General features: G+C 72.8%; 19 protein-coding genes. 14 read left to right on the top strand and 5 right to left on the bottom strand.

What is annotated here, in order from left to right; all coding sequences use genetic code 11:
• Window positions 1-7 precede the first annotated feature (7 nt).
• The 12 genes from HA039_RS03365 (at window position 8) to HA039_RS03310 (ending at window position 13,344) form a co-directional block, all read left to right on the top strand.
• Entirely contained in the window at window positions 8-799 is a 792-nt protein-coding gene (locus HA039_RS03365; RefSeq protein WP_208298530.1) for a sugar phosphate isomerase/epimerase family protein, read from the top strand.
• Window positions 796-1,767 carry an NAD-dependent epimerase/dehydratase family protein gene (locus HA039_RS03360; RefSeq protein ID WP_167023526.1) on the top strand — a complete coding sequence of 324 codons (972 nt, stop codon included), beginning with the start codon at window positions 796-798 and terminating at the stop codon, window positions 1,765-1,767. The genes HA039_RS03365 and HA039_RS03360 overlap by 4 nt, the downstream gene beginning before the upstream one ends.
• A 157-nt stretch (window positions 1,768-1,924) precedes the next feature.
• Window positions 1,925-2,965: a Gfo/Idh/MocA family protein gene (locus tag HA039_RS03355; protein ID WP_167023522.1), complete on the top strand. Its 1,041-nt coding sequence runs from the start codon at window positions 1,925-1,927 to the stop codon at window positions 2,963-2,965.
• Complete coding sequence (locus tag HA039_RS03350; protein ID WP_167023519.1) at window positions 2,962-3,747, top strand: GntR family transcriptional regulator; 786 nt, start codon at window positions 2,962-2,964, stop codon at window positions 3,745-3,747. The genes HA039_RS03355 and HA039_RS03350 overlap by 4 nt, the downstream gene beginning before the upstream one ends.
• 41 nt (window positions 3,748-3,788) lie before the next feature.
• Window positions 3,789-5,849 carry a primary-amine oxidase gene (locus tag HA039_RS03345; protein WP_243869094.1) on the top strand — a complete coding sequence of 687 codons (2,061 nt, stop codon included), beginning with the start codon at window positions 3,789-3,791 and terminating at the stop codon, window positions 5,847-5,849.
• Window positions 5,846-6,598: a sugar phosphate isomerase/epimerase family protein gene (locus tag HA039_RS03340; RefSeq protein ID WP_167023513.1), complete on the top strand. Its 753-nt coding sequence runs from the start codon at window positions 5,846-5,848 to the stop codon at window positions 6,596-6,598. The genes HA039_RS03345 and HA039_RS03340 overlap by 4 nt, the downstream gene beginning before the upstream one ends.
• On the top strand, window positions 6,595-7,722 hold the full coding sequence (locus tag HA039_RS03335) for a Gfo/Idh/MocA family protein (RefSeq protein WP_243869092.1): 1,128 nt from the start codon (window positions 6,595-6,597) through the stop codon (window positions 7,720-7,722). The genes HA039_RS03340 and HA039_RS03335 overlap by 4 nt, the downstream gene beginning before the upstream one ends.
• The gene (locus HA039_RS03330) at window positions 7,719-8,741 is read left to right on the top strand and encodes an SIS domain-containing protein (protein WP_167023507.1); all 1,023 of its coding nucleotides are present in this window, start codon (window positions 7,719-7,721) and stop codon (window positions 8,739-8,741) included. Before HA039_RS03335 ends, HA039_RS03330 begins: the two co-directional genes overlap by 4 nt.
• Entirely contained in the window at window positions 8,738-9,631 is an 894-nt protein-coding gene (locus HA039_RS03325) for an N-acetylglucosamine kinase (protein ID WP_167023504.1), read from the top strand. Before HA039_RS03330 ends, HA039_RS03325 begins: the two co-directional genes overlap by 4 nt.
• 165 nt (window positions 9,632-9,796) lie before the next feature.
• The gene (locus HA039_RS03320; protein WP_167023501.1) at window positions 9,797-11,257 is read left to right on the top strand and encodes an aldehyde dehydrogenase family protein; all 1,461 of its coding nucleotides are present in this window, start codon (window positions 9,797-9,799) and stop codon (window positions 11,255-11,257) included.
• Window positions 11,258-11,278: 21 nt separating this feature from the next.
• Window positions 11,279-11,794 (top strand): hypothetical protein, encoded by a 516-nt coding sequence (locus HA039_RS03315; protein WP_167023498.1) that lies wholly within the window; start codon window positions 11,279-11,281, stop codon window positions 11,792-11,794.
• Window positions 11,795-12,024: 230 nt separating this feature from the next.
• Window positions 12,025-13,344 carry a PQQ-dependent sugar dehydrogenase gene (locus HA039_RS03310; RefSeq protein ID WP_167023495.1) on the top strand — a complete coding sequence of 440 codons (1,320 nt, stop codon included), beginning with the start codon at window positions 12,025-12,027 and terminating at the stop codon, window positions 13,342-13,344.
• Between the two features lie 74 nt (window positions 13,345-13,418).
• Here the strand turns inward: HA039_RS03310 and frc are convergent, their stop codons facing one another.
• The gene (gene frc / locus HA039_RS03305; protein ID WP_167023492.1) at window positions 13,419-14,675 is read right to left on the bottom strand and encodes a formyl-CoA transferase; all 1,257 of its coding nucleotides are present in this window, start codon (window positions 14,673-14,675) and stop codon (window positions 13,419-13,421) included.
• A 55-nt stretch (window positions 14,676-14,730) separates the two neighbouring features.
• Window positions 14,731-16,482 carry an oxalyl-CoA decarboxylase gene (oxc, locus tag HA039_RS03300; protein ID WP_167023489.1) on the bottom strand — a complete coding sequence of 584 codons (1,752 nt, stop codon included), beginning with the start codon at window positions 16,480-16,482 and terminating at the stop codon, window positions 14,731-14,733.
• A gap of 269 nt (window positions 16,483-16,751) precedes the next feature.
• Between oxc and HA039_RS03295 the strand changes: the two genes are divergently transcribed.
• Complete coding sequence (locus HA039_RS03295; RefSeq protein ID WP_167023486.1) at window positions 16,752-18,341, top strand: FadD7 family fatty acid--CoA ligase; 1,590 nt, start codon at window positions 16,752-16,754, stop codon at window positions 18,339-18,341.
• 72 nt (window positions 18,342-18,413) lie between these two features.
• Here the strand turns inward: HA039_RS03295 and HA039_RS03290 are convergent, their stop codons facing one another.
• From HA039_RS03290 to HA039_RS03280, 3 genes are all read right to left on the bottom strand, one after another.
• The gene (locus tag HA039_RS03290) at window positions 18,414-19,346 is read right to left on the bottom strand and encodes a LysR family transcriptional regulator (RefSeq protein WP_167023483.1); all 933 of its coding nucleotides are present in this window, start codon (window positions 19,344-19,346) and stop codon (window positions 18,414-18,416) included.
• Between the two features lie 172 nt (window positions 19,347-19,518).
• Window positions 19,519-20,949, bottom strand: coding sequence for a M20/M25/M40 family metallo-hydrolase (locus HA039_RS03285; RefSeq protein WP_167023479.1), 1,431 nt, complete (start codon window positions 20,947-20,949; stop codon window positions 19,519-19,521).
• Between the two features lie 180 nt (window positions 20,950-21,129).
• Window positions 21,130-22,680, bottom strand: a complete 1,551-nt coding sequence (locus HA039_RS03280) for an alkaline phosphatase D family protein (protein ID WP_167023476.1) — start codon at window positions 22,678-22,680, stop codon at window positions 21,130-21,132.
• Between the two features lie 353 nt (window positions 22,681-23,033).
• Here HA039_RS03280 and HA039_RS03275 point away from each other — a divergent pair, with 353 nt between their 5' ends.
• On the top strand, window positions 23,034-23,513 hold the full coding sequence (locus tag HA039_RS03275) for a hypothetical protein (RefSeq protein WP_167023473.1): 480 nt from the start codon (window positions 23,034-23,036) through the stop codon (window positions 23,511-23,513).
• Window positions 23,514-23,721: the final 208 nt, after the last annotated feature.

The following is a 23,721-nucleotide window of genomic DNA, read 5'->3' as shown; positions in this document are numbered from 1 at the left end:
AGGAGACGTGACAGCCGGCCTCGGCGTCATGACGTACACCGTGCTCGACCAGGCACGGGCCGACCTGGAGGGCACCCTCGCCCGGCTGGCCGCCCTGGGCTACCTGGGCGTCGAGACCTACGGCCTGGTGGAGCACTTCGGGCCCGCCCGGGTCAGGGACGCCGTCGCCGCCGCCGGGCTCACCCTGACCAGCGCCCACACCCCGTTCCCCGCGGGGCCGGACGCCGAGGCGTCGCTCGACCTCAACGAGGAGCTGGGGGCCGGGATCCTCGTGTGGAGCATGGAGCGCGAGGAGTTCGACTCGCCGGACGCGGTCCGGCGCGGTGTGGAGCGGGTCAACGAGGCCGCCGAGCGCGCGGCGGGGCGGGGGATGCGCATCGCCTACCACAACCACTTCGCCGAGTTCTCCCAGGAGTTCGACGGCCGGCCGGCCTACGACCTGCTGCTGGAGCTGCTGGACGACCGCGTCCTGGTCGAACTCGACGCGTACTGGGCGCGGATGGGCGGCGCCGACCCGGCCGACGTGCTGGCCGGGCTCGGCGACCGGGTGCGGCTCGTGCACGTCAAGGACGGCCCGGCGGTCAGCTACGAGAACGACGTGATGGTCCCCATCGGGGAGGGCGGGACCGACTGGGCCCGCACACTGAACACACCGTCCGGCGTGCGGTGGCACCTCGTCGAGCTGGAGCGGCTGCACATCGACACGTTCGAGGCGCTGCGGCGCTCGTACGACCACCTCGTGGGCCGCGGGCTGTCGCGCGGCGCACGCGTCCCGGAACCCACCGAGGAGCGGGCATGAACGTACTGTTCCTGGGCGGCGCCGGGTTGATCGGCTCCGCCGTCGCGGCCCGGGCGGTCGCCGCCGGGATCGACGTGACCGTCGTGACCCGCTCGGAACCCACCCGGCCGGTCGCCGACGGCGTGCGGCAACTGCGCGCGGACATCCGCGACGCCGAGGCGCTCGAGGCGGCCCTGGGCGGCGACGAGTTCGACGCGGTGGTCAACTGGGTCGGCTACACCCCCGACGACATCGGCGCCCACCCGGACCTGTTCCACGGCAGGACCGGGCAGTACGTCTTCATCAGCACCTGCTCGGTCTTCGGCCGGCCGGTGCCGAACCTGCCGATCACCGAGTCCAGCCCGCGCCGCCAGCCGGTGTTCGGGTACGCGCGCGACAAGATCGCCTGCGAACTGCTGCTGGAGGACGCCCACCGCTCGACCGGCTTCCCGCTGACGATCGCGCGGCTCTTCCACTCGTACGACCGCACGGTCATCCCGGTCCTCGCCGGATGGACGGCGATCGACCGGATGCGCGCCGGGCGGCCCGTGGTGGTCCACGGCGACGGCACGTCGCTGTGGTCCCTCACCCACACCCGGGACGTGGCCCGCGCCGTCGTCCCGCTGCTCGGTCTGGACCACGCGGTGGGGGAGAGCGTCAACGTGGTCGGCGGCGACATCCTCACCTGGGACCAGATCCACCTGACCCTCGCCGCCGCCGCCGGGGTACGCGCCCCGGTGCTGCGCCACCGCTCCAGCGAGTCGATCGCCGTGCACGTGCCCGGCTGGGGCGAGGTGCTGGAGCACGACTTCCGGCACTCGATGCTCTTCGACACGTCCAAACTGCGGTCGCTCGTACCGGGGTTCGCGCCCCGGGTGTCCTTCGCGGAAGGGGCCAGGGAAGCACTGGCCCACCACGACGCCCACCCGGAGCTGAAGTCGGTCGACCAGGAGCTGTCCCGGGCCTTCGACGCGCTGCTGGAGAGCTGACGGCCGCGGGAGGGACCGGAGGCCTGGACCCACTGGTCATGTGTGGTCCTTGTCGCACCGATCCGCGTAATACCAATGAGATACCACTTGCTACCATGAAAGTCCGGGGCAGACGCCGCACGCGGCCGGCCACCGCAGGACGAGGGAAGAGGAACACGTGATCGGCGTAGGACTCATAGGCTCGGGATTCATCGGCGACACCTACGCGGACGCCCTCCAGGACGTCCGCAACGCCGCCCTGGTCGCCACCTGTTCCCGCGACCTGGCACGCGCCACCGCGCTCGCCGCCCGGTGGGCACCGGACGCCCGCGCCCACGACGACATGGCGGCCCTGTGCGCCGACCCCGCCGTCGACCTGGTGGTCGTCGCCGTCCCCAACGAAGCACACCTGGAAGCGGTACGGGCCGTCGCCGCGGCCGGCAAGGGCGTGGTGTGCACCAAACCGCTCGCCCGCAACGGCGCCGAGGCACGCGACATCCTGGACGTCGTCCGCGAGGCCGGCATCTGGCACGGCTACGCGGAGAGTTCGGTCTTCTCGCCCAACATCGCCAAGGCGCACGAGATGGTCGCCGCCGGCGCGATCGGCGACCTGCTCACCATGAGGGCCCGCGAAGCGCACTCGGGCCCGCATGCCCCGCACTTCTGGGACGCGGAGACCGCCGGCGGCGGCGCCCTGCTCGACATGGGCTGCCACACCGTCGAGTCCGCCCGCCACTTCTTCGGCAAGGACAACCCCATCACCGAGGTCTTCGCGTGGGGCGCCACCCTCGCCCACGCCGACCGCACCACCGGCGAGGACACCGCCATCGCCCTCCTCAAGTTCGCCGGCGGCCAGCTCGCCACCGTGGAGTCGTCCTGGATCGAGAAGGGCGGCATGCAACTGCGGCACGAACTCGTCGGCAGCGCGGGCCGCCTGGTCACCGACACCTCCGCCACCCCCGTCTGGGGCTTCATCGAGCACCCCGTCGACTACCTGGTCGAGAAGGCGGACGCCGACACCGGCTGGGTCTACCCCGTCCCCGAGGAGGCCCGCGCCTACGGCTTCAGCCAGCAGATGCGGCACTTCGCCGACTGCTTCGCCCGGGGCGTCGCACCACGCGAGACCTTCGAGGACGGCGTGGTCGTCAACCACGTACTGGACGCCTGCTACACCTCGATGCGCACCGGCACATGGGAAAGGGTCCAGGTCCCGGCATGATCACGGATCAGAGCGGCCCCCGGCGGCCGGACCGGGCGGCGCCTCCCGAACTCACCGGCGCCTACCCCGAACCCCTGTGGATCCAGGCGAAGTCCGCCCTGGAGGGCCGTATCGCCCTCGGCGAGGTCGAACCCGGCTCCCGGCTGCCACCCGAACGCGAACTGTGCCGGATGCTCGGCATCTCACGCGTCACCCTGCGCAAGGCACTGACCGCCCTTGTCGACGAGGGCACCCTGCGCCCCGCCCAGGGCCGCGGCTGGTACGTCACGGCCCCGGAGCGCAAGGAGTGGCCCAACACCCTGGAGTCGTTCTCCGAGACCGCCCGCCGCATGGGACTCGTCCCTACGTCCCGCGTCCTGCGCCGCGAGCCGGGCCCGGCCACCTTCGACGAGGCGGAGGCCTTCCGGGTCGTCCCCGGCACCGCGCTCTACCGGCTGGACCGCGTCCGGATGCTCGACCGCGTCCCCATCGCCGTCGACCACTCGCTCGTCCCCGCCGACCTCGCCACCGGTTTCGACGAGGTCGACTTCACCACCCGCTCGCTCTACGACACCATGGCCCGCCTGGGCTTCGAGCTCGCGCAGGCCGACACCACCATCGAGGCGCGCCCCGCCGACGCGGCGCTCGCCGGGCACCTCGCGATCGCCGCGGGCACGCCGGTCCTCGAAATGCGGCAGATCGTCCGTGACCGGACCGGGCGCCCGCTGCTGTCCTCCTCGATCCGCTACGCCGGCGACCGCTACCGCCTGCGCACCTCCTTCACGCGGAACGCGGGCGCATGAGCCGGCGTCCACCCCACCCCCTTCGCAGAAGCGGAGCCCCCGTGACCACAGAGACACGACCCCCCGCCCCCGACGGCGGCACCGACAGCGCCCTCGCGCGGGCGCGGGCCCTCGCCTCGCCCCGCCCGGACGAGATCACGGCGTGCCAGGCCCTCCTGCGACGCGACGGCCTGCTGGGCCCCGACACCCACGTCTCCTACTTCGGCCTGGCCGAACAGGACAAGCGCGAACTGCTCGCCGGCGCGATCGCCCCCAGGCGCTTCCGCGTCATGCTGGTCGACCTGCGCACCGGCCTCTCGCACGACATCGTCGCCTGCCCGGGCGAGGACCGCCTCGTCTCCACCCGGGTGCTGGACGTCGCCACCGACGGCCATGTCCCCGTGGTCCTCGCCGAGTTCGGGATGGTCGAGGAGATCGTCCACGCCGACGAACGCTGGCTGGCCGCGATGCGCAGGCGGGGCCTGACGGACCTCACCCAGCTCCGGGTCAACCCGCTGTCGGCCGGGGTGCCGGGGGAGGGCGAGGAGGGCCGGCGGCTCCAGCGCTGCTTCACCTTCGTCCAGAAGACACCGGACGACCTCGGCTGGGCGCACCCGGTGGACGGGGTCACCGTCGTCGTGGACGTCGTCACCCGCGAGGTCCTCGACGTCGCCGACCACCTGGACCTGCCGGTGCCCGAGGAGGACGGGAACTTCCACGATCCCCGGTGGGTGGACCGGCCGCCGCGGGCCGGGCTGAGGCCGATCGAGATCACCCAGCCCGAGGGCCCCAGCTTCACCGTCGACGAGAACGGTGTCATCGACTGGCTCGGCTGGTCGCTCCAGGTCGGCTTCGACCAGCGGGAGGGCCTGGTCCTGCACGACGTCTCCATCGACGACGCGGGGCGGCGGCGCCCGGTGCTCCACCGTGCCTCGGTCGCCGAGATGATGGTCCCGTACGGCGACCCGAGCCCGCAGCGGTGGTTCCAGAACTTCTTCGACTGCGGCGAGTACCTGCTCGGCGGCTTCGCCAACTCCCTGGAACTGGGCTGCGACTGCGTCGGCGACATCACCTACCTGGACGCCGTCCTCGCCGACAGCGCGGGCGGGGTGCGGGTCGTCCCGCAGGCCATCTGCGTCCACGAGGAGGACACCGGGATCCTCTGGAAGCACTTCGACAACTGGAACGGCTCCTCGGACTCCCGCCGCAACCGGCGCCTGGTGGTCTCCTTCTTCGTCACCGTCGGCAACTACGACTACGGCTTCTACTGGTACTTCTCGCTCGACGGGGCCATCGAGCTGGAGGTCAAGGCGACCGGCGTCGTCTTCACCTCCGCGTACCCGGGCCCCGGTTACCCGTTCGCCTCCGAACTCGCGCCCGGCCTCGGTGCCCCGTACCACCAGCACCTGTTCAGCGCCCGGCTGGACATGGCCGTGGACGGTACCGACAACGCGGTCGACGAGGTGGAGTCGGTGCTCGTGCCCCGGGGGCCGCGCAACCCCACCGGCACCGGCTTCACCCAGACCGTCAGCCGGCTCCGTACCGAATCGGAGGCCCAGCGGGTCGCCGACAACAGCCGTAACCGGTCCTGGCTGGTCACCAACCCGTCGGTCACCAACCGGCTGGGAAACCCCGTGGGTTACATGCTCCACCCCGAGGGCAGGCCGCTGCTGCTGGCCGACGAGGAGTCCGACATCCACCGGCGGGCCACCTTCGCCACCCGGCACCTGTGGGTGACGCCGTACGCGCCGGACGAGAACTACCCGGCGGGCGACCTGGTCAACCTGCACCGGGGCGGCGCGGGACTGCCCGAGTGGACCGCCGCCGACCGGGACGTCGACAACACCGACATCGTGCTGTGGCACACCTTCGGGCTCACCCACTTCCCCCGGCCGGAGGACTGGCCGGTCATGCCGGTCGACTCCACCGGCTTCGTGCTCAAGCCGTACGGCTTCTTCGACCGCAACCCGACCCTGGACATCCCCGCGTCCACCGCCGCGCACTGCCACCCGGGCGGACACGCGGCGGGCGCGGGGCACGACGGACACGACGACCACGGCCACGACGGCCATGCGCCCGACGACCACGAACACCACCACGACCACGGAAAGGCCGGCGCATGACGACCGGACAGCCGCTGGGGATCCAGCTCTACAGCGTGCGCGACGACCTCGCACCCGCCGACCTCGGCCCCACCCTCGCGCGCCTGGCGGGCCTCGGCTTCACCCACGCGGAGCCGTACGACATCCTCACGGACCCCGACCGCCTCGGTACGGCCCTGCGGGACGCCGGACTGACCGCCACCACCGCCCACGCGTCGGTGGTACGGCACGACGTGACGCAGGTCCTCGACGCGGCGCAGGCCCTGGGCATCGGCACCGTCGTCACCCCCTACGTCGACCCGGACAGCATCGCCGACCGGGCCGGTGTCGAACAGCTCGCCGCGACGCTCAATGACGCCGCCGCCCTCGCCGCCCCCCGGGGCATCCGGATCGGCTACCACAACCACGACTTCGAGTTCGCGACGAGCGTCGACGGCATTCCGGCGTACGAACTGCTCACCGGCCTCCTCGACCCGGCCGTCGTCCTGGAGGTCGACGTCTACTGGGCCGGGGTCGGCGGCGCCGACGTGTTCGACCTGCTCCCGCGCCTCGGCGACCGGGTCCGGTTCCTGCACGTCGTGCACGAGCGCGAGCCCGGCAACGACCGCCCCGTCCTCGGCGTCGACACCGCCGGCCGGATGGACGAGGTGCTCGCCCTGACCGCCGGCACGGTGGAGCTGCCCGTGGTCGAGGTGGTCGCCCACCACAGCGACGTATGGCCGCTCGTCGCGCGCAACGCCGCGCACTTCCTGGCCGGAGCACACGCGTGAGCGCCCCGGTCCGCGTCGCGGTCATCGGCGCCGGGGACATCTCCGACCAGTACCTGACCACCCTGACCGGCTACCCGGACGTCGTCGTCACCGCCGTGGCCGACCTCGTGCCCGCCCGCGCCCGGGCCCGCGCCCAGGCCCACGGGATACCGGCCTGGGGCACCACCGCCGAGGTGCTGCGACGCGACGACGTCGACCTCGTCGTCAACCTGACCGTCCCCGCCGCCCACGCCGAGGTCGCGCTGGCCGCCGTCGCCGCCGGGAAGCACGTCTGGGGCGAGAAGCCGCTCGCCCTCGACCGGGCCTCCGCCCGCGCCGTCCTCGACGCCGCCGACGCGGCGGGCGTGGTGGTCGGCAACGCGCCGGACACCGTCCTCGGCCCCGGGATACAGACCGCGCAGCGGCTCCTGGCCGACGGCGCGATCGGCGAGCCCAGGACCGTACTCACCCTCATGCAGGGACCCGGGCCCGACCACTGGCACCCGCGACCCCAGTTCCTCTTCGCCCGGGGGGCCGGACCGCTCTTCGACATCGGCCCCTACTACCTCACCGCCCTGGTCCAACTCCTCGGCCCCGTCGTCTCCGTGAGCGCCGTCGGGCAGATCCCGCGCGCCGAACGGGTCGTCGGCTCGGGACCGGACGCCGGCACGGCCTTCCCGGTCGAGGTGCCGACCCACCTCAGCGTCGTGACCACGTTCGCCTCCGGAACGGTCGGCACCTCCGTCTACAGCTTCGACTCCCCGCTGCGGCGCCAGCTGTTCGAGATCACCGGCAGCGACGGCGTCATGGAGGTCCCGGTCAGCGGCTTCGACGGACCGACCCGGCTGCTGACCGGCCCCCCGTCCGGCGCGACCTGGACCACCGTGCCCGCCGACGGCGCCCCCGCCGACCGGGGCGTCGGCGTCCTCGAACTGGCCCGGGCCCTGCGGGCGGGCGAACGGCCGCGCGCCAGCGGCGCGTTGGCCTACCACGTGCTCGACATCATGCTCGCGGTCGAGGAGTCCGCCGCCCTCGGAGCGCCGGTCGTGGTGGCGAGCGGCGCACCGGAGGTGCCCCCGGTCCCACCGGGCTGGGACCCGGCCGCACCGACCCTCGACGCACCCGACAGAACGGAACAGTCATGACCGACGGCTACCTCGCCTACGCGACGGCCCGCGCGACCCAGGCCGACGAGCTGGAGGCCGCGATCGCCCGGCTGACCGGATCGGTCACCTCGCTCGCCGCGAGAGGCCAACTCGCGGGTCCCGGGCCGGTGTTCGTCGGCATCGGCGCCAGCCTGGCGGCGGCGTGCGCCCCGGTGTGGTCGCTGCGCGCCCGGGGCGTGCACTCCTGGCGGCTCGGCGCGGGCGACCACCCGCTCCCGTTCCCGGTCAGCGCGCACCCCGTGTTCGGCGTCTCCCAGAGCGGCCGCAGCGCCGAGACCCTGGCCGTCCTGGAGTCCGTCGACCCGTCCCTGCGGCACGCCGTGGTCAACATGACCCCGTCCCCGATCGCGGACCTCGCCACCGGCCTGGTCGACATCGGGAGCGTCCCCGACAGCTACGCGTCCACGATCGGCTACACCGCGACCGTCGCCGCGCTCGGCCTGCTCGCCGACGTCTGGGACGGCGGCGCGCCCGACGAGGGCTGGGCCCGGCTCGGCGCCCTCTTCGCCGCGACGGAGAAGGAACTGACCGAGGGGGTACGGGCGTTGGCGCCGCTCTTCGCGACCGCCACCTCCGCCGACTTCGTGGGGACCGGGCCCGCCGTGGGCTCCGCGGAGGCCGGGGCCCTGCTCTTCCGCGAGGTCGCCCGGATCCCGTCGACCGGCATGAGCACCCGCCAGTACCTCCACGGGGCCATGGAGTCCGCCGGGGGAGGGGTCCACGTCCTGTTCGGCGACGAACGCGAGCACGCCACCGCCGCCACCCTGGCGGACGCGGGACACCCGGTGGTGCTCGTCACCGCCGAACCGCCCGCCGGGCGGCCCCTGTTGCACGTGGTACGGGTGCCCCGGCTGCCCGCCGCCCAGCGCGCGGTCGTCGAGATCCTGGTCGTCCAGATCCTGGTCGAGGCGGTGGCCGAGGTCCGGGGGGTGGCCATCGAGGAGTTCGTGTTCCACAACGCCGACATCAAGGTGCCCGAGGGGCGGCCCGCCGTATGAACGTCCTCGTCGGGGCCGACATCGGCGGCACCAAGCTCGCGCTCCGCGTGGAGACACCGGACGGCACGGTACGGGTCGACACGGAGGTCCCGGCCACCGGCTGGGAGGCCACCCCGGTCGACCGGGCCGCGCGCTGGCTGCTCGGCCGGGTGGCCCCCGTCCTGCCCGCCGGGGACGGGATCGCGGCCCTCGGCGTGGGCGCCCAGGGCTGCGACACGCAGGAGCACTGCGCCCGCCTCGCCGCCGCCTTCGAGCGCCTCGGCGTGCCGACGACGGTGGTCAACGACGCCGCGCTGCTGGTCCCCGCCGCCGGTTTGGAGCACGGCATCGGGGTGATCGCGGGGACCGGGTCCATCGCCGTGGGCGAGGACGCCGGCGGCACCGTGCTCTTCGCGGGCGGCTGGGGCTGGGTGCTCGGCGACGAGGGCAGCGCGCCCGCGCTCGTACGGGACGCGACCAGGGCCGCCCTGGCCGCGTACGACACGGACCGCCGCGACGACGGGCTGCTGTCCGCGCTGCTCGCCCACTTCCGCGTCCCCGACGCCCCGGGGCTCGCCCGCGCGGTCAACGACCGCCCCGACACGGACCATTGGGGGCCGGCCGCGCCCGCCGTCTTCCGGGCCGCGACGGCGGGCTCCCCGCTCGCCCTCGGCGTGGTGGACGAGGCCGCGGCGCAGCTGTGCGCCCTCGTCACCCGGCTGCGGGCCCGCGGCGCCGTCGGCGGGACCGTCGTCGCGGCGGGCGGTGTGGTGCTCGGACAGCCGCTGCTCGCCGGCCGGCTGCGGGCCCGGCTCGGCGCCGCGCACCCCGACCTGACCCTGCGCCTGCTGGAGGTGCCTCCGGTCGCGGGCGCGGTGGCGCTGGCGAGGACCCGGCACCGGGCGGCCTGACACCGGGGGCGTGACACCGGGCCGCCTGATACCGCCGCCACGCCCCGACACGACCCGTACCACTCGACCCGCGGGCATTCGTGCGGGGGACGGACGCCCCCGCACGCCCCGCATCCCTCTCCCGGGCCTTCTTCCGGACAGGGACCCATACTCAAGGAGCTGACCATGGCAGAGCAGAATCCCCCCTGGTCGGGGGCCATCTACGTGGACGGCCGGTTCCGGCCGCCGGCCGCCGGGGACACCCTCCCCGTGCGCGACAAGTCCTCGGACGAGGTGTTCGGCGTCGCGGGCAGCGCCGACGCCTCGGACGTCGACGTGGCCGTGGCCTCCTCCCTCGCCGCCCAGCGCGACTGGGCCGCACGCCCCTACACGGAGCGGGCCGCGGTCCTGCGCGACGTCGCGGCCGCCCTCGAACAGGCGGACGGCTTCCGCGAGTTGATCATGCGGGAGACCGGCAGCATCGCGGGCAAGGCCGACTACGAGATCGCGTCCGCCGTCGGTGAGCTCACCGAGGCGGCCGCGCTGGCCTCCCGGCCGGTCGGCGAGGTCCTGCAGACCGGCCACGAGGGGCGCTTCTCGGTGTCCGAGCGGGTGCCGGTCGGCCTGGTCGCGGCGATCACGCCGTGGAACTTCCCGCTGGTCCTGGGCATGCGGGTGATCGCCCCCGCGCTCGCGCTCGGCAACACCGTCCTGCTCAAGCCCTCCCCGGAGACCCCGCTGTCCGGCGGCCTCGCGATCGCCGAACTCTTCGCGCGGGCGGGAGCGCCGCCCGGCATCTTCCAGGTCCTGCCCGGCGGCGAGGAGGCCGGCCTCCGGCTGGTCGAGCACCCGGACGTGGCGATGGTCCACTTCACCGGCTCGACCGCGGTCGGCCGCGACATCGCCCGTACCGCCGGATCCCTGCTCAAGAAGACCTCCCTGGAGCTGGGCGGCAACAACGCGCTGGTCGTCCTGGACGACGCGGACACCGGGCAGGCCGCCATGATCGGGGCCTGGTCGAGCTTCCACTACCAGGGGCAGACCTGCATCAGCGCGGGACGCCACATCGTCGACCGCGCGGTCGCCGACGCGTACCTCCGCGACCTGACCGACCGCGCGGCGGCGATCACCGTCGGCGATCCGCTGCGGGACGGGACGGGCCTGGGCCCGATCATCAACGACGCCCAGCTCGCCCGGGCCAGGCACCTGTTGGACGAGGCCGTGGCGGGCGGGGCGCGGATCCTGACCGGGGGCACGAACGACGGCCGGTTCTTCCGTCCCACCGTCGTCGTGGACGTCGACCCGGCCGCCGCGCTGTGGACCGAGGAGATCTTCGCCCCCATCGCGCCGGTCGCGGTCGTCGACGGGGTGGAGGAGGCCGTCGCCCTGGCCAACCACACCCCGTACGGACTGGTCTCCTCGGTCGTCGGCGCCGACGTGCACCGGGCCACCGAGGTGGCCCGCCGCCTGACCAGCGCCATGGTCCACGTCAACGACGCGACGCCGCAGGACGAGCCGCTCGCCCCGTTCGGCGGGGTCGGCCAGTCCGGCCTGGGCGGCCGGGCCGGCGGCGACGCGAATCTGGAGGAGTTCACCGAACGGCGCTGGCGCACGGTCGCGAGCACCCCCGCGCACTACCCGTACTAGACACCGCGACCAGGCCGCGCGATGCATGAACTGACCCTTCTCGTGGGCCTGTCGGGGGCCGTCCTGTGCATGGCGGAGCGGCTCACGGGCCCCGCCCGCTGCTGGGGCCCGTCCGCCGTCGTCCTGGTGGTCATGGCGCTGATGGCGTGCGGAGCAGGGGGTACGGCCCTGACGGCGGGAGCGGTCGCCGTCGCCGGGTCGTGCCTCTGGGCCGCGCGCACGGGCCCGGCCCACCGCCGGGCCCCGGCCGTCGTGGACCTCGCCACGACGGCCCTGCTCACCGCGCTCGCCGCCCGCCCCGCCGGGAGTCCCGGCCACCCGGCGGCCGGGGCGCACATGACCGGCATGCCGGGAGCGTACGACCCGCGGTTCTTCCTCTTCCTCGTCGCCTGCTGGCTCCTGGCCCGCGCCTGCGTGCCCCTCACCCGGCTCATGAAGTCCGCGCCGCCCACCCCGCCGCGACCATGGCGGCGGGTGGTCCGGGAGGAGCTGGGCGGCGCCGTGATGGTCGCGGGGATGGCGGCGATGCTCGCCTGACGATCCGTGGCGCGGACCATTGACCGTCGTCCGCCCAGCGGCCATGCTCGATCGCGCATGCGACTGAACGCGATTCACCCCTGTGGACACGCGTTCGGTAAGAACGGTTCTCGGCCCCACCGTTCCCTCCTGAAACCCCCACATCAGGAAAGCAGGTACGGCTCATGAAACGAACCAGCCCCGGGAAGCGGACCTCCCGGTGGTCACCCGCCTCCGTGGCCACAGCCCTCATGACCCTCGTGTTAGTGGGCCTGCCCGCCCCGGCGGGCGCCGCCGGCACGGCGGACCCCGGCGGGATCCGCGTCACCGCGACCACCGCCACGAGCGCGCGCCTCGCCTGGACCGCCGCCACGGACGACCAGGACGTGGTGGCGTACGAGATCCGCGGCGGCGACACCGTACTCAAGACCCTGACCGGCACCCCGCCCACCACCTCGGCCACCGTGACCGGACTCGCCTGTGCCACGCGCTTCACCCTGTCCGTCGTGGCCAGGGACGCGGCCGGCGACTCCTCGCCCGCGAGCGGACCCGTGTCCTTCTCCACCGCCGCCTGCCAGGCCGCCGACGGAGGCGTCCCCGGCACCCCCACCACGCTCTCCGGCGGCTGGTCCGTCCCCTGGGGCACGTACTGGATGCCGGACGGCACCTCCGCGCTCGTCACCGAACGGGACACCTTCAAGGTCTTCAAGGTGACCCCCGCCGGCACCAGGACCGAGGTCGGCACCGTCCCCCAGACAGTGGGCACCGGCGGGGAAGGCGGGCTCATGGGCGTCGCCGTCGACCCGAACTGGGCCACCAACCGGTACGTCTACTTCATGCACACCGCCGCCGAGGGCAACCGCGTCGCCCGCATGACGTACAACGGCACCACCCTCAGCGGCTACACCGTCCTGCTCCAGGGCATCAGGAAGAACCGCTACCACAACGGCGGACGGCTGTTGTTCGGCCCCGACGGCTTCCTCTACGCGTCCACCGGCGACGCCCAGCAGCCCGCCCTCGCCCAGGACCGGAACTCCCTCAACGGGAAGATCCTGCGCCTGACCACCACCGGCGCGCCGGCCCCCGGCAACCCGTTCGGCACCCACGTCCTCAGCTACGGCCACCGCAACCCGCAGGGCATGGCCTTCGACCGCAACGGCCGTCTGTGGGCCTCGGAGTTCGGCGAGGTCACCACCGACGAACTCAACCTGATCAAGTCCGGCAACAACTACGGCTGGCCGACCTGCGAGGGCACCTGCAACGTCGCGGGCATGACCAACCCGAAGAAGACCTGGAGCACCGCCGAGGCCTCGCCGAGCGGCATCGCCGTCGTCCGCAACGTCCTCTACATGGCGTCGCTGCGCGGCGAGCGCCTGTGGCGCGTCCCCATCACGGGTGACACGGAGAACGTCGGCACGGCCACGGCGTACTACATCGGCACGTACGGACGGCTGCGCACCGTCACGAAGGCCCCGGGCGCCGACCAGTTGTGGCTCACCACCACCAACGCCGACGCCAACGGCGGCCAGGGACCGGGCTCGGACAGGATCTTCCGCGTCACGATCAGCTGACCGGCCCGCGCCCGGCAGCACGAAGGCGGTACCGGACACGTCCGGTACCGCCTTGTGGTGTGCGTCGGCCGACGTCAGGCGACGACGTTGCCCTCGCGCAGCTTCGCGATGGCGTCCTCGTCGTACCCGAGGCCCGCGAGGACCTCGTCCGTGTGCTCACCGAGCAGCGGCGCGCCCTCGATGTCGGGCTTGAAGCCGGAGAACTTCACCGGGCTGCCGACCGTCAGGTACTTGCCGCGCAGCTTCTGGTCCACCTCGACGATGGTGCCGCTCTTGCGCATGTCGGGGTCCTCCGCCAGCTCCTTCATGCTGAGCACGGGAGCGGTGGGCACCTCCCACTTGCGCAGGATGTCGACGGCCTCGTACTTGGTCTTGTCGGCCAGCCACTTCTCGATCTCGGCGAAGATCTCGAAGATGTGCGGCTGACGCGCCTTGGCCGTGGTGTACTCCGGGTCGTCGACCCACTCGGGCCGGCCGATGGCCTCGGCGGTCCGCTTCCAGTTCTGCTCCTGGACCGTGAAGTAGATGTACGCGTTGGGGTCGGTCTCCCAGCCCTTGCACTTCAGGATCCAGCCCGGCTGGCCGCCGCCGCCCGCGTTGCCGCCACGCGGCACCGTGTCGCCGAACTCCGTCGCGGGGTACTGGGGGTACTCCTCCAGGTAGCCGACCTTCTCCAGGCGCTGCTGGTCACGGAGCTTGACGCGGGTCAGGTTCAGTACGGCGTCCTGCATGGACACCGATACCTTCTGGCCCACGCCGGTCTTGTCGCGCTGGATGATCGCGGTGAGCAGACCGATCAGCAGGTGCATGCCGGTGTTGCTGTCACCGAGCGCCGAACCGCTGATGGTCGGCGGGCCGTCCCAGAAACCGGTCGTGGAGGCGGCGCCACCGGCGGCCTGCGCGACGTTCTCGTACACCTTCAGGTCGGACCACGACGAGTCGTCGTTGAAGCCCTTGACCGAACCGAAGATCAGGCGCGGGTTCAGCTCGTGGATGTAGTCCCAGCCGAGACCCATGCGGTCCAGGGCGCCCGGGGCGAAGTTCTCGACGAGGATGTCCGACTCGCGGATGAGCTTCTCCATGACCTCCTTGCCCTCGGGGGTCTTGGTGTTGATCGCCAGCGAACGCTTGTTGCTGTTCAGCATGGTGAAGTAGAGCGCGTCGAGTTCGGGGATGTCGCGCAGCTGACCGCGGGTCACGTCGCCGCCCTGGGGGCGCTCGACCTTGATGACGTCAGCTCCGAACCAGGCGAGCATCTGTGTACACGCGGGCCCGGCCTGGACTCCGGTGAAGTCGATCACCTTGATTCCGGCGAGCGGCTTTTCACTCATGTTTCGCTTCCTTCTGTGTCATGAACTCGTGCGGTGGGCAGTGCGGTGCGGTGGCTTACTTCTTCGCCGGCGTGATGTTGCCGACGGTGATGCCCTTGGGGTTGAGGTGCGCGATGTGGCCGCTCTCGGTACCGGCCGAGGGGTCGATCTCGCAGTCGATGAGCGCCGGGCCGCCCGAGGCGAGCGCCTCGTTGAGCGCGGCGGTGACCTCGGCGGGCGTGGTCGCGCGGTAGCCCTTGCCGCCGAACGCCTCGATCATCTTGTCGTGGCGCGCCGCGAGCATCAGCGTCGTCGGCGACGGGTCGGTCTCCAGCGGGTTGACGTCGTCACCGCGGTAGACACCACCGTTGTTCATGATGACGGTGATGACCGGGAGGTTGTAGCGGCAGATGGTCTCCAGCTCCATCCCGCTGAAGCCGAAGGCGCTGTCGCCCTCCACCGCGATGACCGGCTTGCCGCTCTCGACGGCCGCGGCGATCGCGTACCCCATGCCGATGCCCATGACGCCCCAGGTACCGCTGTCGAGGCGGTGGCGCGGCACGTGCATGTCGATGACGTTGCGCGCGATGTCCAGCGCGTTGGCACCCTCGTTGACGAGGTACGCCTCCGGGTTGGCGTGCAGGACGTCCCGTACGGCCTTGAGGGCGCCCATGAACTGCATCGGCGACGGGTCGGCCTTGAGGCGCTCCGCCATCTTCGCCACGTTCGTCGCCGAACGGGCCGCCAGCTCCTCGCGCCAGGCGGCGGGGGCCGCGATCTGGCCGGGCTTGGTGCGCTCGGCGATCGCCTCCAGGACGGAACCGATGTCACCGACCAGCGGGGCGGCGATGGGCTGGTTGCTGTCCAGCTCCTTGGCCTCGATGTCGATCTGGATGAACTTCGCGTCCGGGTTCCAGGACGGCGCCTCACCGTGGTTCAGCAGCCAGTTCAGGCGCGCTCCGACGAGCACCACGACGTCGGCCTTCTTGAGCGCCAGCGAACGGGCGGTCGCGGCCGACTGGACGTGGTTGTCGGGCAGCAGGCCCTTGGCCATCGACATCGGTACGTACGGGATGCCCGTCGACTCGACGAAGTCGCGTACCTGGTCGTCGGCCTGCGCGTACGCCGCGCCCTTGCCGAGGAGGATCAGGGGGCGCTGGGCGCCCGCGAGCAGCTCGATCGCGCGGTCCACGGCCTCGGGCGCGGGCAGCTGGCGCGGCGCGGGGTCGACGAGACGGCTCAGCGTCTTGTCACCCGTCTCCTTGTCCATGATGGACCCGAGCACCGCGGCGGGAATGTCGAGATAAACACCGCCGGGGCGCCCGGAGATCGCGGTGCGCAGGGCGCGGGCGATGCCGCGGCCGATGTCCTCCACGCGGCTCACGCGGTACGCGGCCTTGACGAACGGTTGCGCGGCGGCCAGCTGGTCCATCTCCTCGTAGTCGCCCTGCTTGAGGTCGACGAGGTGGCGCTCGCTGGAACCCGATATCTGCACCATCGGGAAACAGTTGGTCGTGGCGTTCGCCAGCGCGACGAGCCCGTTGAGGAAGCCCGGCGCGGACACCGTGAGGGCCACACCGGGCTTCTTCGTGAGGTAGCCGGCCGCGGCCGCCGCGTGTCCGGCGTTGCTTTCGTGACGGAAGCCGATGTAGCGGATGCCGCGCGCCTGCGCGAGCCGGGCCAGGTCGGTGATCGGGATGCCGACGACCCCGTAGATCGTGTCGATGTCGTTCAGCTTGAGCGCGTCGACGACCAGGTGGTACCCGTCGGTGAGCTCGTCCCGAGCGTCGGCGGTCGCCGCTGTCTCCGGTGCGGAAGGGGCGGTCATGGTCCGGGGTCCTCCTTGGGCAGGCATGCCTGTTCGGCTTCTCTTTCACACCATCGGCAGCGGGCGGCGTCCCGTCCAAGACCTATCGGCGACCAGCCGATAAACAACATTTATCGACTGCCGTGCCAGGGGGCGCACTTCACCCTCCGCCTGGTTTGATAGACACGCGCTATCGGCTGTTCGCCATCGCGTATTGGACGGGCACCCCGCGCCCGCGCAGGCTCGCTCCTGACGTCTTCAAACAGGCCTGGTGCGAGGAGGAGGTGGTCATGGCGGTTCCGACCGCAGCATCCGTGCGCGACGAGAACCGGTATCGGCCCCCAACGATCACAGGACTCATCGATCTCCTCGACCGGCAGGTACGGGACCGTCCGCGGGCCCGGGCGCTGGTCGTCACCGCGGACCGCGTGCCGCTGTCGTACGGCGTCCTCGCGAGCCTCGCCGACGACGTGGCCGGACGCCTGGCCGCCACCGGGCTGCGCCCGGGGGACGCCGTCGCCGTCGTCTGCGCCAACACCGCCGAGTTCGTCGTCGCGCTGCTCGGCGCCGCGCGGGCCGGACTGGTGGCGGCCCCCGTCGACCCGGCCCTGCCCCGGCCCCACCTGTCCGCGCGGCTCGACGCGCTGGGCGCGCGGGCCGTCCTCGTGGGGCCGGCCGCCGCCGACGCCGTACCGCTCGCCCCGGTCGGTGTCCCGGCCTGGACCCTGCGCGTCGACGTCTCCCGTGCCGGGACGGCGACCGCGGGCCTCGACACAGGCGCGGGAGTGGTACGCCGGGTACGGGGCGCGGCCCGGGAGCTCACGGACCACGACAGCGTCGTCCTGTTCACCGCCGGCACGACCGACCAGGCCAAGATGGTCCCGCTGACGCACACCAACGTGGCCGCGTCCGTGCGGGACATCTGCGCCACCTACGAGCTGGGTCCCGAGGACGCGACCGTCGCGGTCATGCCGTTCTTCCACGGACACGGCCTGTTCGCGGGCCTCCTGGCCACGCTGGCCAGCGGCGGGTGCGTCCTGCTGCCCGAGCGCGGCGGCTTCTCCGCGCCGACCTTCTGGGACGACGTACGGGCCGTGTCCGCCTCGTGGTTCACCGCGGCGCCCACCGTCCACGAGATCCTCCTGGAGCGGTCGGCGACCGAGTACCCGGGGCCGCGGCTCGCGCCGCTCAAGTTCGTCCGCAGTTGCAGCGCGCCGCTCAACACCGCCACCCAGCGGGCGCTGGAGCGCACGCTCGGCGCGCCGCTGCTGTCCGCGTACGGCATGACCGAGTCCACGCACCAGGCGACCAGCGAACCGCTGCCGCAGCAGGGCTTCCTCAAGCACGGCTCCGTCGGCCGGTCGACCGGGGTGGACCTGCGGGTCCTCGACCCGGACGGGCGTCCCTGCCCCGTCGGCACCACGGGCGAGGTGTGGGTGCACGGCCCGACCGTCGCCCGCGGCTACCTGGGCGACCCGGCCGAGACGGCGCGCTCCTTCACCGACGGCTGGTTCCGCACCGGGGACCTGGGCTCCCTGGACGAGGACGGGTACCTGTTCCTGACCGGGCACATCAAGAACCTCATCGTCCGCGGGGGTACGACGATCTCCCCCGAGCACGTCGAGGACATCCTCGCGGGGTGCCCCGGCGTCACCGAGGCGGCCGTCTTCGCCCTGCCCGACGAGGGGGACGGGCCGCGGATGGGCGCCGTGGTGGTCGTCAGCGACGGGGAGTCCACCGGGCCCGAGATCCTCCAGTACTGCCGCAACCGGCTGCCCGCCGCCGAGGTGCCCGACCGGCTGGACGTCGTCGGCTCGCTGCCGCACACGGCCAAGGGCGGCCTGGACCGGCCGGCGGTGGAGCGCCTGTACGGGCACTGAGCGGCCGTACAGGCCGACCCGGGGCGGTACGGTCCGCTTCGGGGCCGTACGGTCCGCGTCGGCCGGAAAGGCCTACCGCATCCGGTGGTCGCCCGGCATCGACTGGTCGAAGAAGTCGTCCAGCGACAGTTCCGTGGCCGCGTTCACGAACGCCCGCGCCGCGATCGAGCCCGGCGTCGCCGCGTGGATCGCCACCGAGATCTGCGCCCGCGCGTCCGGCTCCACCAGCCGGACGGCGCGCGGCCTGCCGATCACCGGCATCGCGCGGAGCCAGGTGTGCGGCACGATGCTCGCCCACTCGCCGACGCCCACGTGCGCGTACAGGGACGCGACCGAGTCCGTCTCCACCTGCGGGGTCACCACGACCCCGTTCTCCGCGAACACCCGGTCGATCAGCTGGCGGATGCGCATGTCGGGCGTCAGCAGGGCCAGCGGCAGCTGCGCCGCGTCCGCCCACGCCATGGTGTCGCTCTGGGGCATCAACTGGTCGCCGGACGCGAGCAGGACGTACCGCTCCTGGTACAGCGGCACCACCTGGAGGCTCTCCCGGTCGTCCGGCGCGAAGTGCGCGATCGCCGCGTCGAGCTCGAACTCGCGGAGCTGGCGGTGCAGCTCCTTGGCCGACTGCCGGGACTGCACCTGCACCTTGGCCAGCGGGTGCGCCCCGCAGAACGCCGCCACGGGGAGCGCCAGGGTCGTCGACGCGGTCGGTTCCGTGCCCAGCCGCAGCGTCCCGGTGATGCCGGACTGGACGGCCGCCACCTCGGCCTTGAACGCGTCCTGCTCGGCGAGGATCCGCTTGGCCCAGACGACGAGCCGCTCGCCCTCCGGGGTGAGGCCCTCGTAGTTGTGCCCCCGGTTGATGAGGGTGACGTTCAGTTCCCGTTCCAGCTTGGCGATCGCCGCGGAGAGGGCGGGCTGCGAGACGTAGCAGGATTCCGCGGCCCGCGCGAAGTGCTTCTCCCGGGCGACCGCCACGAAATACTCCAGCTGACGGAACAGCATCAGCGACTCCTCCCTGCCTGGGCACCGCGCCGGCCCGCGCCACGGGCCGGACCCCGGACCCGGGTCGGTCCGGCGGCACCACCGGCGCGCTGACCAGCGGTCACGAACTCTACCCGGCCCCGCACGCACGTCACCCTTCCGTGCTCCGCCGGGCAGAGTCCGTGACCGGATCTCAGCGCTGCGGTACGGGGAAGGCCACCGGCCCGCGCCGCCCGGCCCGGTTCACCGCGCGGACCCCGAAGAAGACGTTGTCCTTGGACAGGTCCACGGTGTGGCTCGTGGCCGTGCCCGCCTCGATCACCGCGGTCCACTCCGGCGCGGTCGTCTCGCGCCACACCACCTCGTACCCCGCGAGGTCGGGCTCGGTGCCCGCGTCCCAGACCAGCTGGGTGTCGTTGGTGAGCGCGCTCGTGACGATCTTCACCCCGCGCGGCGCGGCGGGGGCCTGGGCCAGGGACCACAGGACCGCGCCGTTGACCCGGGCGACGCGGGCGATGTAGCCGAAGTCGCAGAACTCGGGCAGGTCGCCGTACTGCTTGCCGTCGACGACCCGCACGTCCTGGTGCTGGTGCGCGAAGTCCTCCGCCGGCTCGGTGAAGCGCCCCGCCGCGTACCCGCGCTCCAGGAACGGGATGTGGTCGCCGCCCCGCAGGTAGCGGTCGCGGCGGTAGACCACCCGGACGTTCATCCCCGTCGCGTCGTTGTCCGCGACGTCGCGGACGAACCGGGCGAGCTGGCGGCTGGGCGAGTCGTTCTCGCCGCCGACCGAGCGGCGGGTGTCCGCCTGCTGCGGCGTCTCGGACGTCGGCACGCCCTCCGCGAAGAGCCGCACGGTGTACGGCTCACGGGTGCCGTCGTCCGCCCGCGAGCTGCCGACGATGTCGTTGGTGAACATGGCCTGGACGTTCGTCCCCGCCGCCTTGAAGCTTTCCGCCAGGTACGCCGACCCGTACAGGCCCTGCTCCTCGCCCGCGACGGCCGCGAAGACGAGCGTCGTGGCGGGCCGGCGCCGCGCCATCACGCGCGCCAGCTCCATGACGACCGCGACCCCGGAGGCGTCGTCGTCGGCGCCCGGCGCGTCACCGGTGGCGTCCATGACGTCGGTGGCGCGGGAGTCGTAGTGCCCGGAGACGACGTGGACCCGGCCCGGGTCGACCGCGCCGCGCAGGGTCGCGACGACGTTGGTGATGCGGGTGGCCACCGGGATCCGGGAGGCCGGCTGCTGTATGTACGACTGGAGCTCGACGGTCATCCGGCCGCCCGAGGCCGCGGCGTACCGCTTCAGCTCGGCGAGGATCCAGTCGCGGGCGGCGCCGATGCCGCGCTCGGGGTCGTCCTGGGTGGACAGGGTGTGCCGGGTCCCGAAGGCGGCGAGGCGGCGCACGGTCGCCTCGATCCGGTCGCGGTCGACCTCCTTGAGCAGCTCCCGCAGCTCCCGGTCGGGATGCTGGGCGGTCGCGGCGGGTCTGTCGCCCGTCTCCCGCCCACCGGACCCGGCGGCGGCCGCCGCCGGTGCCGAGGTGACGACGGCGGCTCCGGCCGCGACGGCGGCGGCGGACGACAGTACGGTCCTGCGGGGCGTCCCTGTGGGGTGCTGGGGCATGGCGGGTCCCTTCCACGGATGCGTGTGCGGGTCTGCCGGTGCGCGAGTGGCGCGGGGCAGGGCGTGGCGCTCCATGGTCATGGACAGGACAACGAACCACAAGGCCGCGACAGGAGCCGCCGGAGCCCCCGCACACCCGTCCCGCCGCGCGCCGGTTCCGCGCGCGGCGGGACCCGCGTGTCAGACCTTCGTCACCCCCGGGCGCCCCGCCTCGACCCGCAGCCGGGCCAGCGCCACCGACGGCGACTGCGGCCGCAGGACCGTACCGACGGTCCGTACCTGCGCGTCGATCCCCCGCGTACCGATGTCGAAGAGGTGGTAGCCGCGGTGGCAGTCGATGAACTTCCAGTGCGGGTTGTCGGCGCGCAGCGGATCCCACTGCGCGTCGAACGCCGCCACGCTCTGGTCACCGTTGGAGCTGATGGACGTCCCCACGAACTCGGCGCCGACGACGGCCGACTTCGGGTCGGCGTAGTCCCGCTTCAGGTCGCTGATCATCGTCAGGTGGCGGTCACCGCTCAGCACCACCGGGTTCGAGACGTTCCGGAAGCGGGCCAACAGGTCGTTGCGCTCGACCTGGTAGCCGTCCCAGGCGTCGTAGTACCACTCCTTGCCGGGACCCGCGAGGATGTCGGTCTCCGCCATCATGATCTGCGAGGCGAGCACGTTCCACCGGGCCCCCGACGTGCTGAGACCGGACCGCAGCCACCGCTTCTGGTTCGCGCCCAGCATGGTCAGCGACGGGTCGAGGGCGGCCTCCTTCGTGGCGGCCTGGTCGCTGCGGAACTGCCGGGTGTCCAGCACGTTGAGCCGGACCAGCCGGCCGAAGTCGAAGCGCCGGTACATCTGGATGTGCGGGCCGTTCGGCACGGCCGACGCCCTGACCGGCATGTGCTCGTAGAACGCCTGGTAGGCGGCGGTCAGCCGGGCCACGAACGCGTCGTGCGGCTGCTTGCCCGGGTCCTGCGGCACCTCCCCGGCGAAGTCGTTGTCGACCTCGTGGTCGTCGAAGGTCACGATCCACGGGGCCGCCGCGTGCATCGCCAGCAGGTCGGGGTCCGTCTTGTACTGCGCGTACCGGTTGCGGTAACCGACCAGGTCCACCGGCTCCCCGGTGCCCTCGTGGCGGCGTACGGACGACGCGGCCGGGGCGCTCTCGTAGATGTAGTCGCCGACGAAGAGCACGACGTCGGGGTCCTGCTGCCGCATGTCCGCGTACGGCGTGAAGTAGCCGTTCTGCCAGTTCTGGCACGAGGCCAGCGCGACGCGCAGCTTCGACGGGTTCGCCTCCGCCGTGCGGGTGCGCCCCACGGGCGAGAGCTGCGAGCCGACCCGGAAGCGGTACCAGTACTCCCGGCCGGCGCTCAGCCCCGGCACGTCCACGTGGACGCTGTGCCCCAGCGACGGCGAGGCCACGGCGGTGCCCTGCCGGACGACGGTACGGAACCGCTCGTCCAGGGCCACCTGCCAGCGGACCTGCACGGATCTGTCCGGCATCCCACCGCCGTGCAGCGGGTCGGGCGCGAGCCGGGTCCACAGGACGACGGAGGTGCGCAGCGGGTCCCCGGAGGCGACACCGAGCGTGAAGAGGCCGTCCGGGAGCGGCGCCTCGAGCGGGCGCGAGGCGGCGGTGGCGTGGGCGGCGGTGGCGGTCAGCAACTGTCCGGAGGCGACGGCGCCGGCGGTGGCGGCACCGGCCATCAGCAGGCGGCGGCGGGCGAGTTCGGGCATGGGGGTTCCCTTCTCATTGCGGCATAGCCGCGGAGAAGGTGTCAGGTCAACTGACACAGGCACCCAATTTCACCCGGCCGGACCGTGACACAAGAGTGTCCAGTGATGCCGCATCAGCTCAATTCCGACAGAATGAATACCCCAGGAGTACCAATGGATTCACCTGAGTGCCACGGATTTGTACGACGGACGGATCCGCGCCGGCGGTACGGAACCCGCGGACGGCTGTTTCCGGCCACCGTGCCGCACCCGGGGTGCCGATCCGCCCCGTTCGCGCTGCTCTGAGCGAAATCACTCCCGCCGGGGGGCCGCGCTCCCTAGGCTCGGGGGCAGCCGACCCCAGGGAGCCCGTGATGGAGACGCCAGGCACGCCGCCCCCGTACGCCGATGTCGCCCAACTCGCCTGGGCGGTGCTCCTCCTCGAACAGGCGCGCCACCTGTTCAAGGAGGCCGAGACCTCCTGCCGTACGCTCACCGCCCCCGGCACCGCCGTCGAGCACGAGGCCGGGCTCGCCCTCCTCACGGCGGGGGCCTCGGAGGCGGCCGTCACGATGGCCTCCGCCCTCGGCTTCGCCACCGCGGGCCTCGACGCGAAGGCCGGCTGGAAGCTCCGCAGCGCGTGCCACCTCGGCAACCTCCCCGCCGGCATCAGCCGTACGGACCGCCCGCTGGAACCGGCCGTGACCGAGGCACTGCTGCTGGTACGTCAGGTGGCGGAGGTCTTCAACCACGACACGGTCAGGGAGATCGACGAGGCGCTCGCCGCGGGCGCCCCGTCCTGGCCGCCGCCCGAGCGGGACACGTACGGACGCGAGCGCGGCCACCGGATCTGAGGACCCGCCCGGCGCCGAACGCCGGTTCGGCCAGGGGGAATTCGGTGCGCGGCCCGTCGGACACAGACGGTCGCGGACCGCTCGCCGGTTCCGTGGGAACGGTGTGAGATGTGCGCTGTTCTCCACCGCCCGAGGACGGTTGACGGTGTCTCTCCGACGGCACGATCATGCTGGTCAGGCCCCGGATCCGGGCCGGGATCGACCCCCC

The organism is Streptomyces liangshanensis, assembly GCF_011694815.1.
Taxonomy (GTDB): domain Bacteria; phylum Actinomycetota; class Actinomycetes; order Streptomycetales; family Streptomycetaceae; genus Streptomyces; species Streptomyces liangshanensis.
This window is presented reverse-complemented; position numbering and strand designations above follow the sequence as displayed.

Bases quoted from the DNA above. Each gene is read 5' to 3' on its own strand.
- HA039_RS03360 (WP_167023526.1), top strand. From the start codon at position 796: ATGAACGTACTGTTCCTGGGCGGCGCCGGGTTGATCGGCTCCGCCGTC.
- HA039_RS03350 (WP_167023519.1), top strand. From the start codon at position 2,962: ATGATCACGGATCAGAGCGGCCCCCGGCGGCCGGACCGGGCGGCGCCT.
- HA039_RS03340 (WP_167023513.1), top strand. From the start codon at position 5,846: ATGACGACCGGACAGCCGCTGGGGATCCAGCTCTACAGCGTGCGCGAC.
- HA039_RS03330 (WP_167023507.1), top strand. From the start codon at position 7,719: ATGACCGACGGCTACCTCGCCTACGCGACGGCCCGCGCGACCCAGGCC.
- HA039_RS03325 (WP_167023504.1), top strand. From the start codon at position 8,738: ATGAACGTCCTCGTCGGGGCCGACATCGGCGGCACCAAGCTCGCGCTC.
- HA039_RS03320 (WP_167023501.1), top strand. From the start codon at position 9,797: ATGGCAGAGCAGAATCCCCCCTGGTCGGGGGCCATCTACGTGGACGGC.
- HA039_RS03315 (WP_167023498.1), top strand. From the start codon at position 11,279: ATGCATGAACTGACCCTTCTCGTGGGCCTGTCGGGGGCCGTCCTGTGC.
- HA039_RS03310 (WP_167023495.1), top strand. From the start codon at position 12,025: ATGACCCTCGTGTTAGTGGGCCTGCCCGCCCCGGCGGGCGCCGCCGGC.
- frc (WP_167023492.1), bottom strand. From the start codon at position 14,675: ATGAGTGAAAAGCCGCTCGCCGGAATCAAGGTGATCGACTTCACCGGA.
- oxc (WP_167023489.1), bottom strand. From the start codon at position 16,482: ATGACCGCCCCTTCCGCACCGGAGACAGCGGCGACCGCCGACGCTCGG.
- HA039_RS03295 (WP_167023486.1), top strand. From the start codon at position 16,752: ATGGCGGTTCCGACCGCAGCATCCGTGCGCGACGAGAACCGGTATCGG.
- HA039_RS03290 (WP_167023483.1), bottom strand. From the start codon at position 19,346: ATGCTGTTCCGTCAGCTGGAGTATTTCGTGGCGGTCGCCCGGGAGAAG.
- HA039_RS03285 (WP_167023479.1), bottom strand. From the start codon at position 20,949: ATGCCCCAGCACCCCACAGGGACGCCCCGCAGGACCGTACTGTCGTCC.
- HA039_RS03280 (WP_167023476.1), bottom strand. From the start codon at position 22,680: ATGCCCGAACTCGCCCGCCGCCGCCTGCTGATGGCCGGTGCCGCCACC.
- HA039_RS03275 (WP_167023473.1), top strand. From the start codon at position 23,034: ATGGAGACGCCAGGCACGCCGCCCCCGTACGCCGATGTCGCCCAACTC.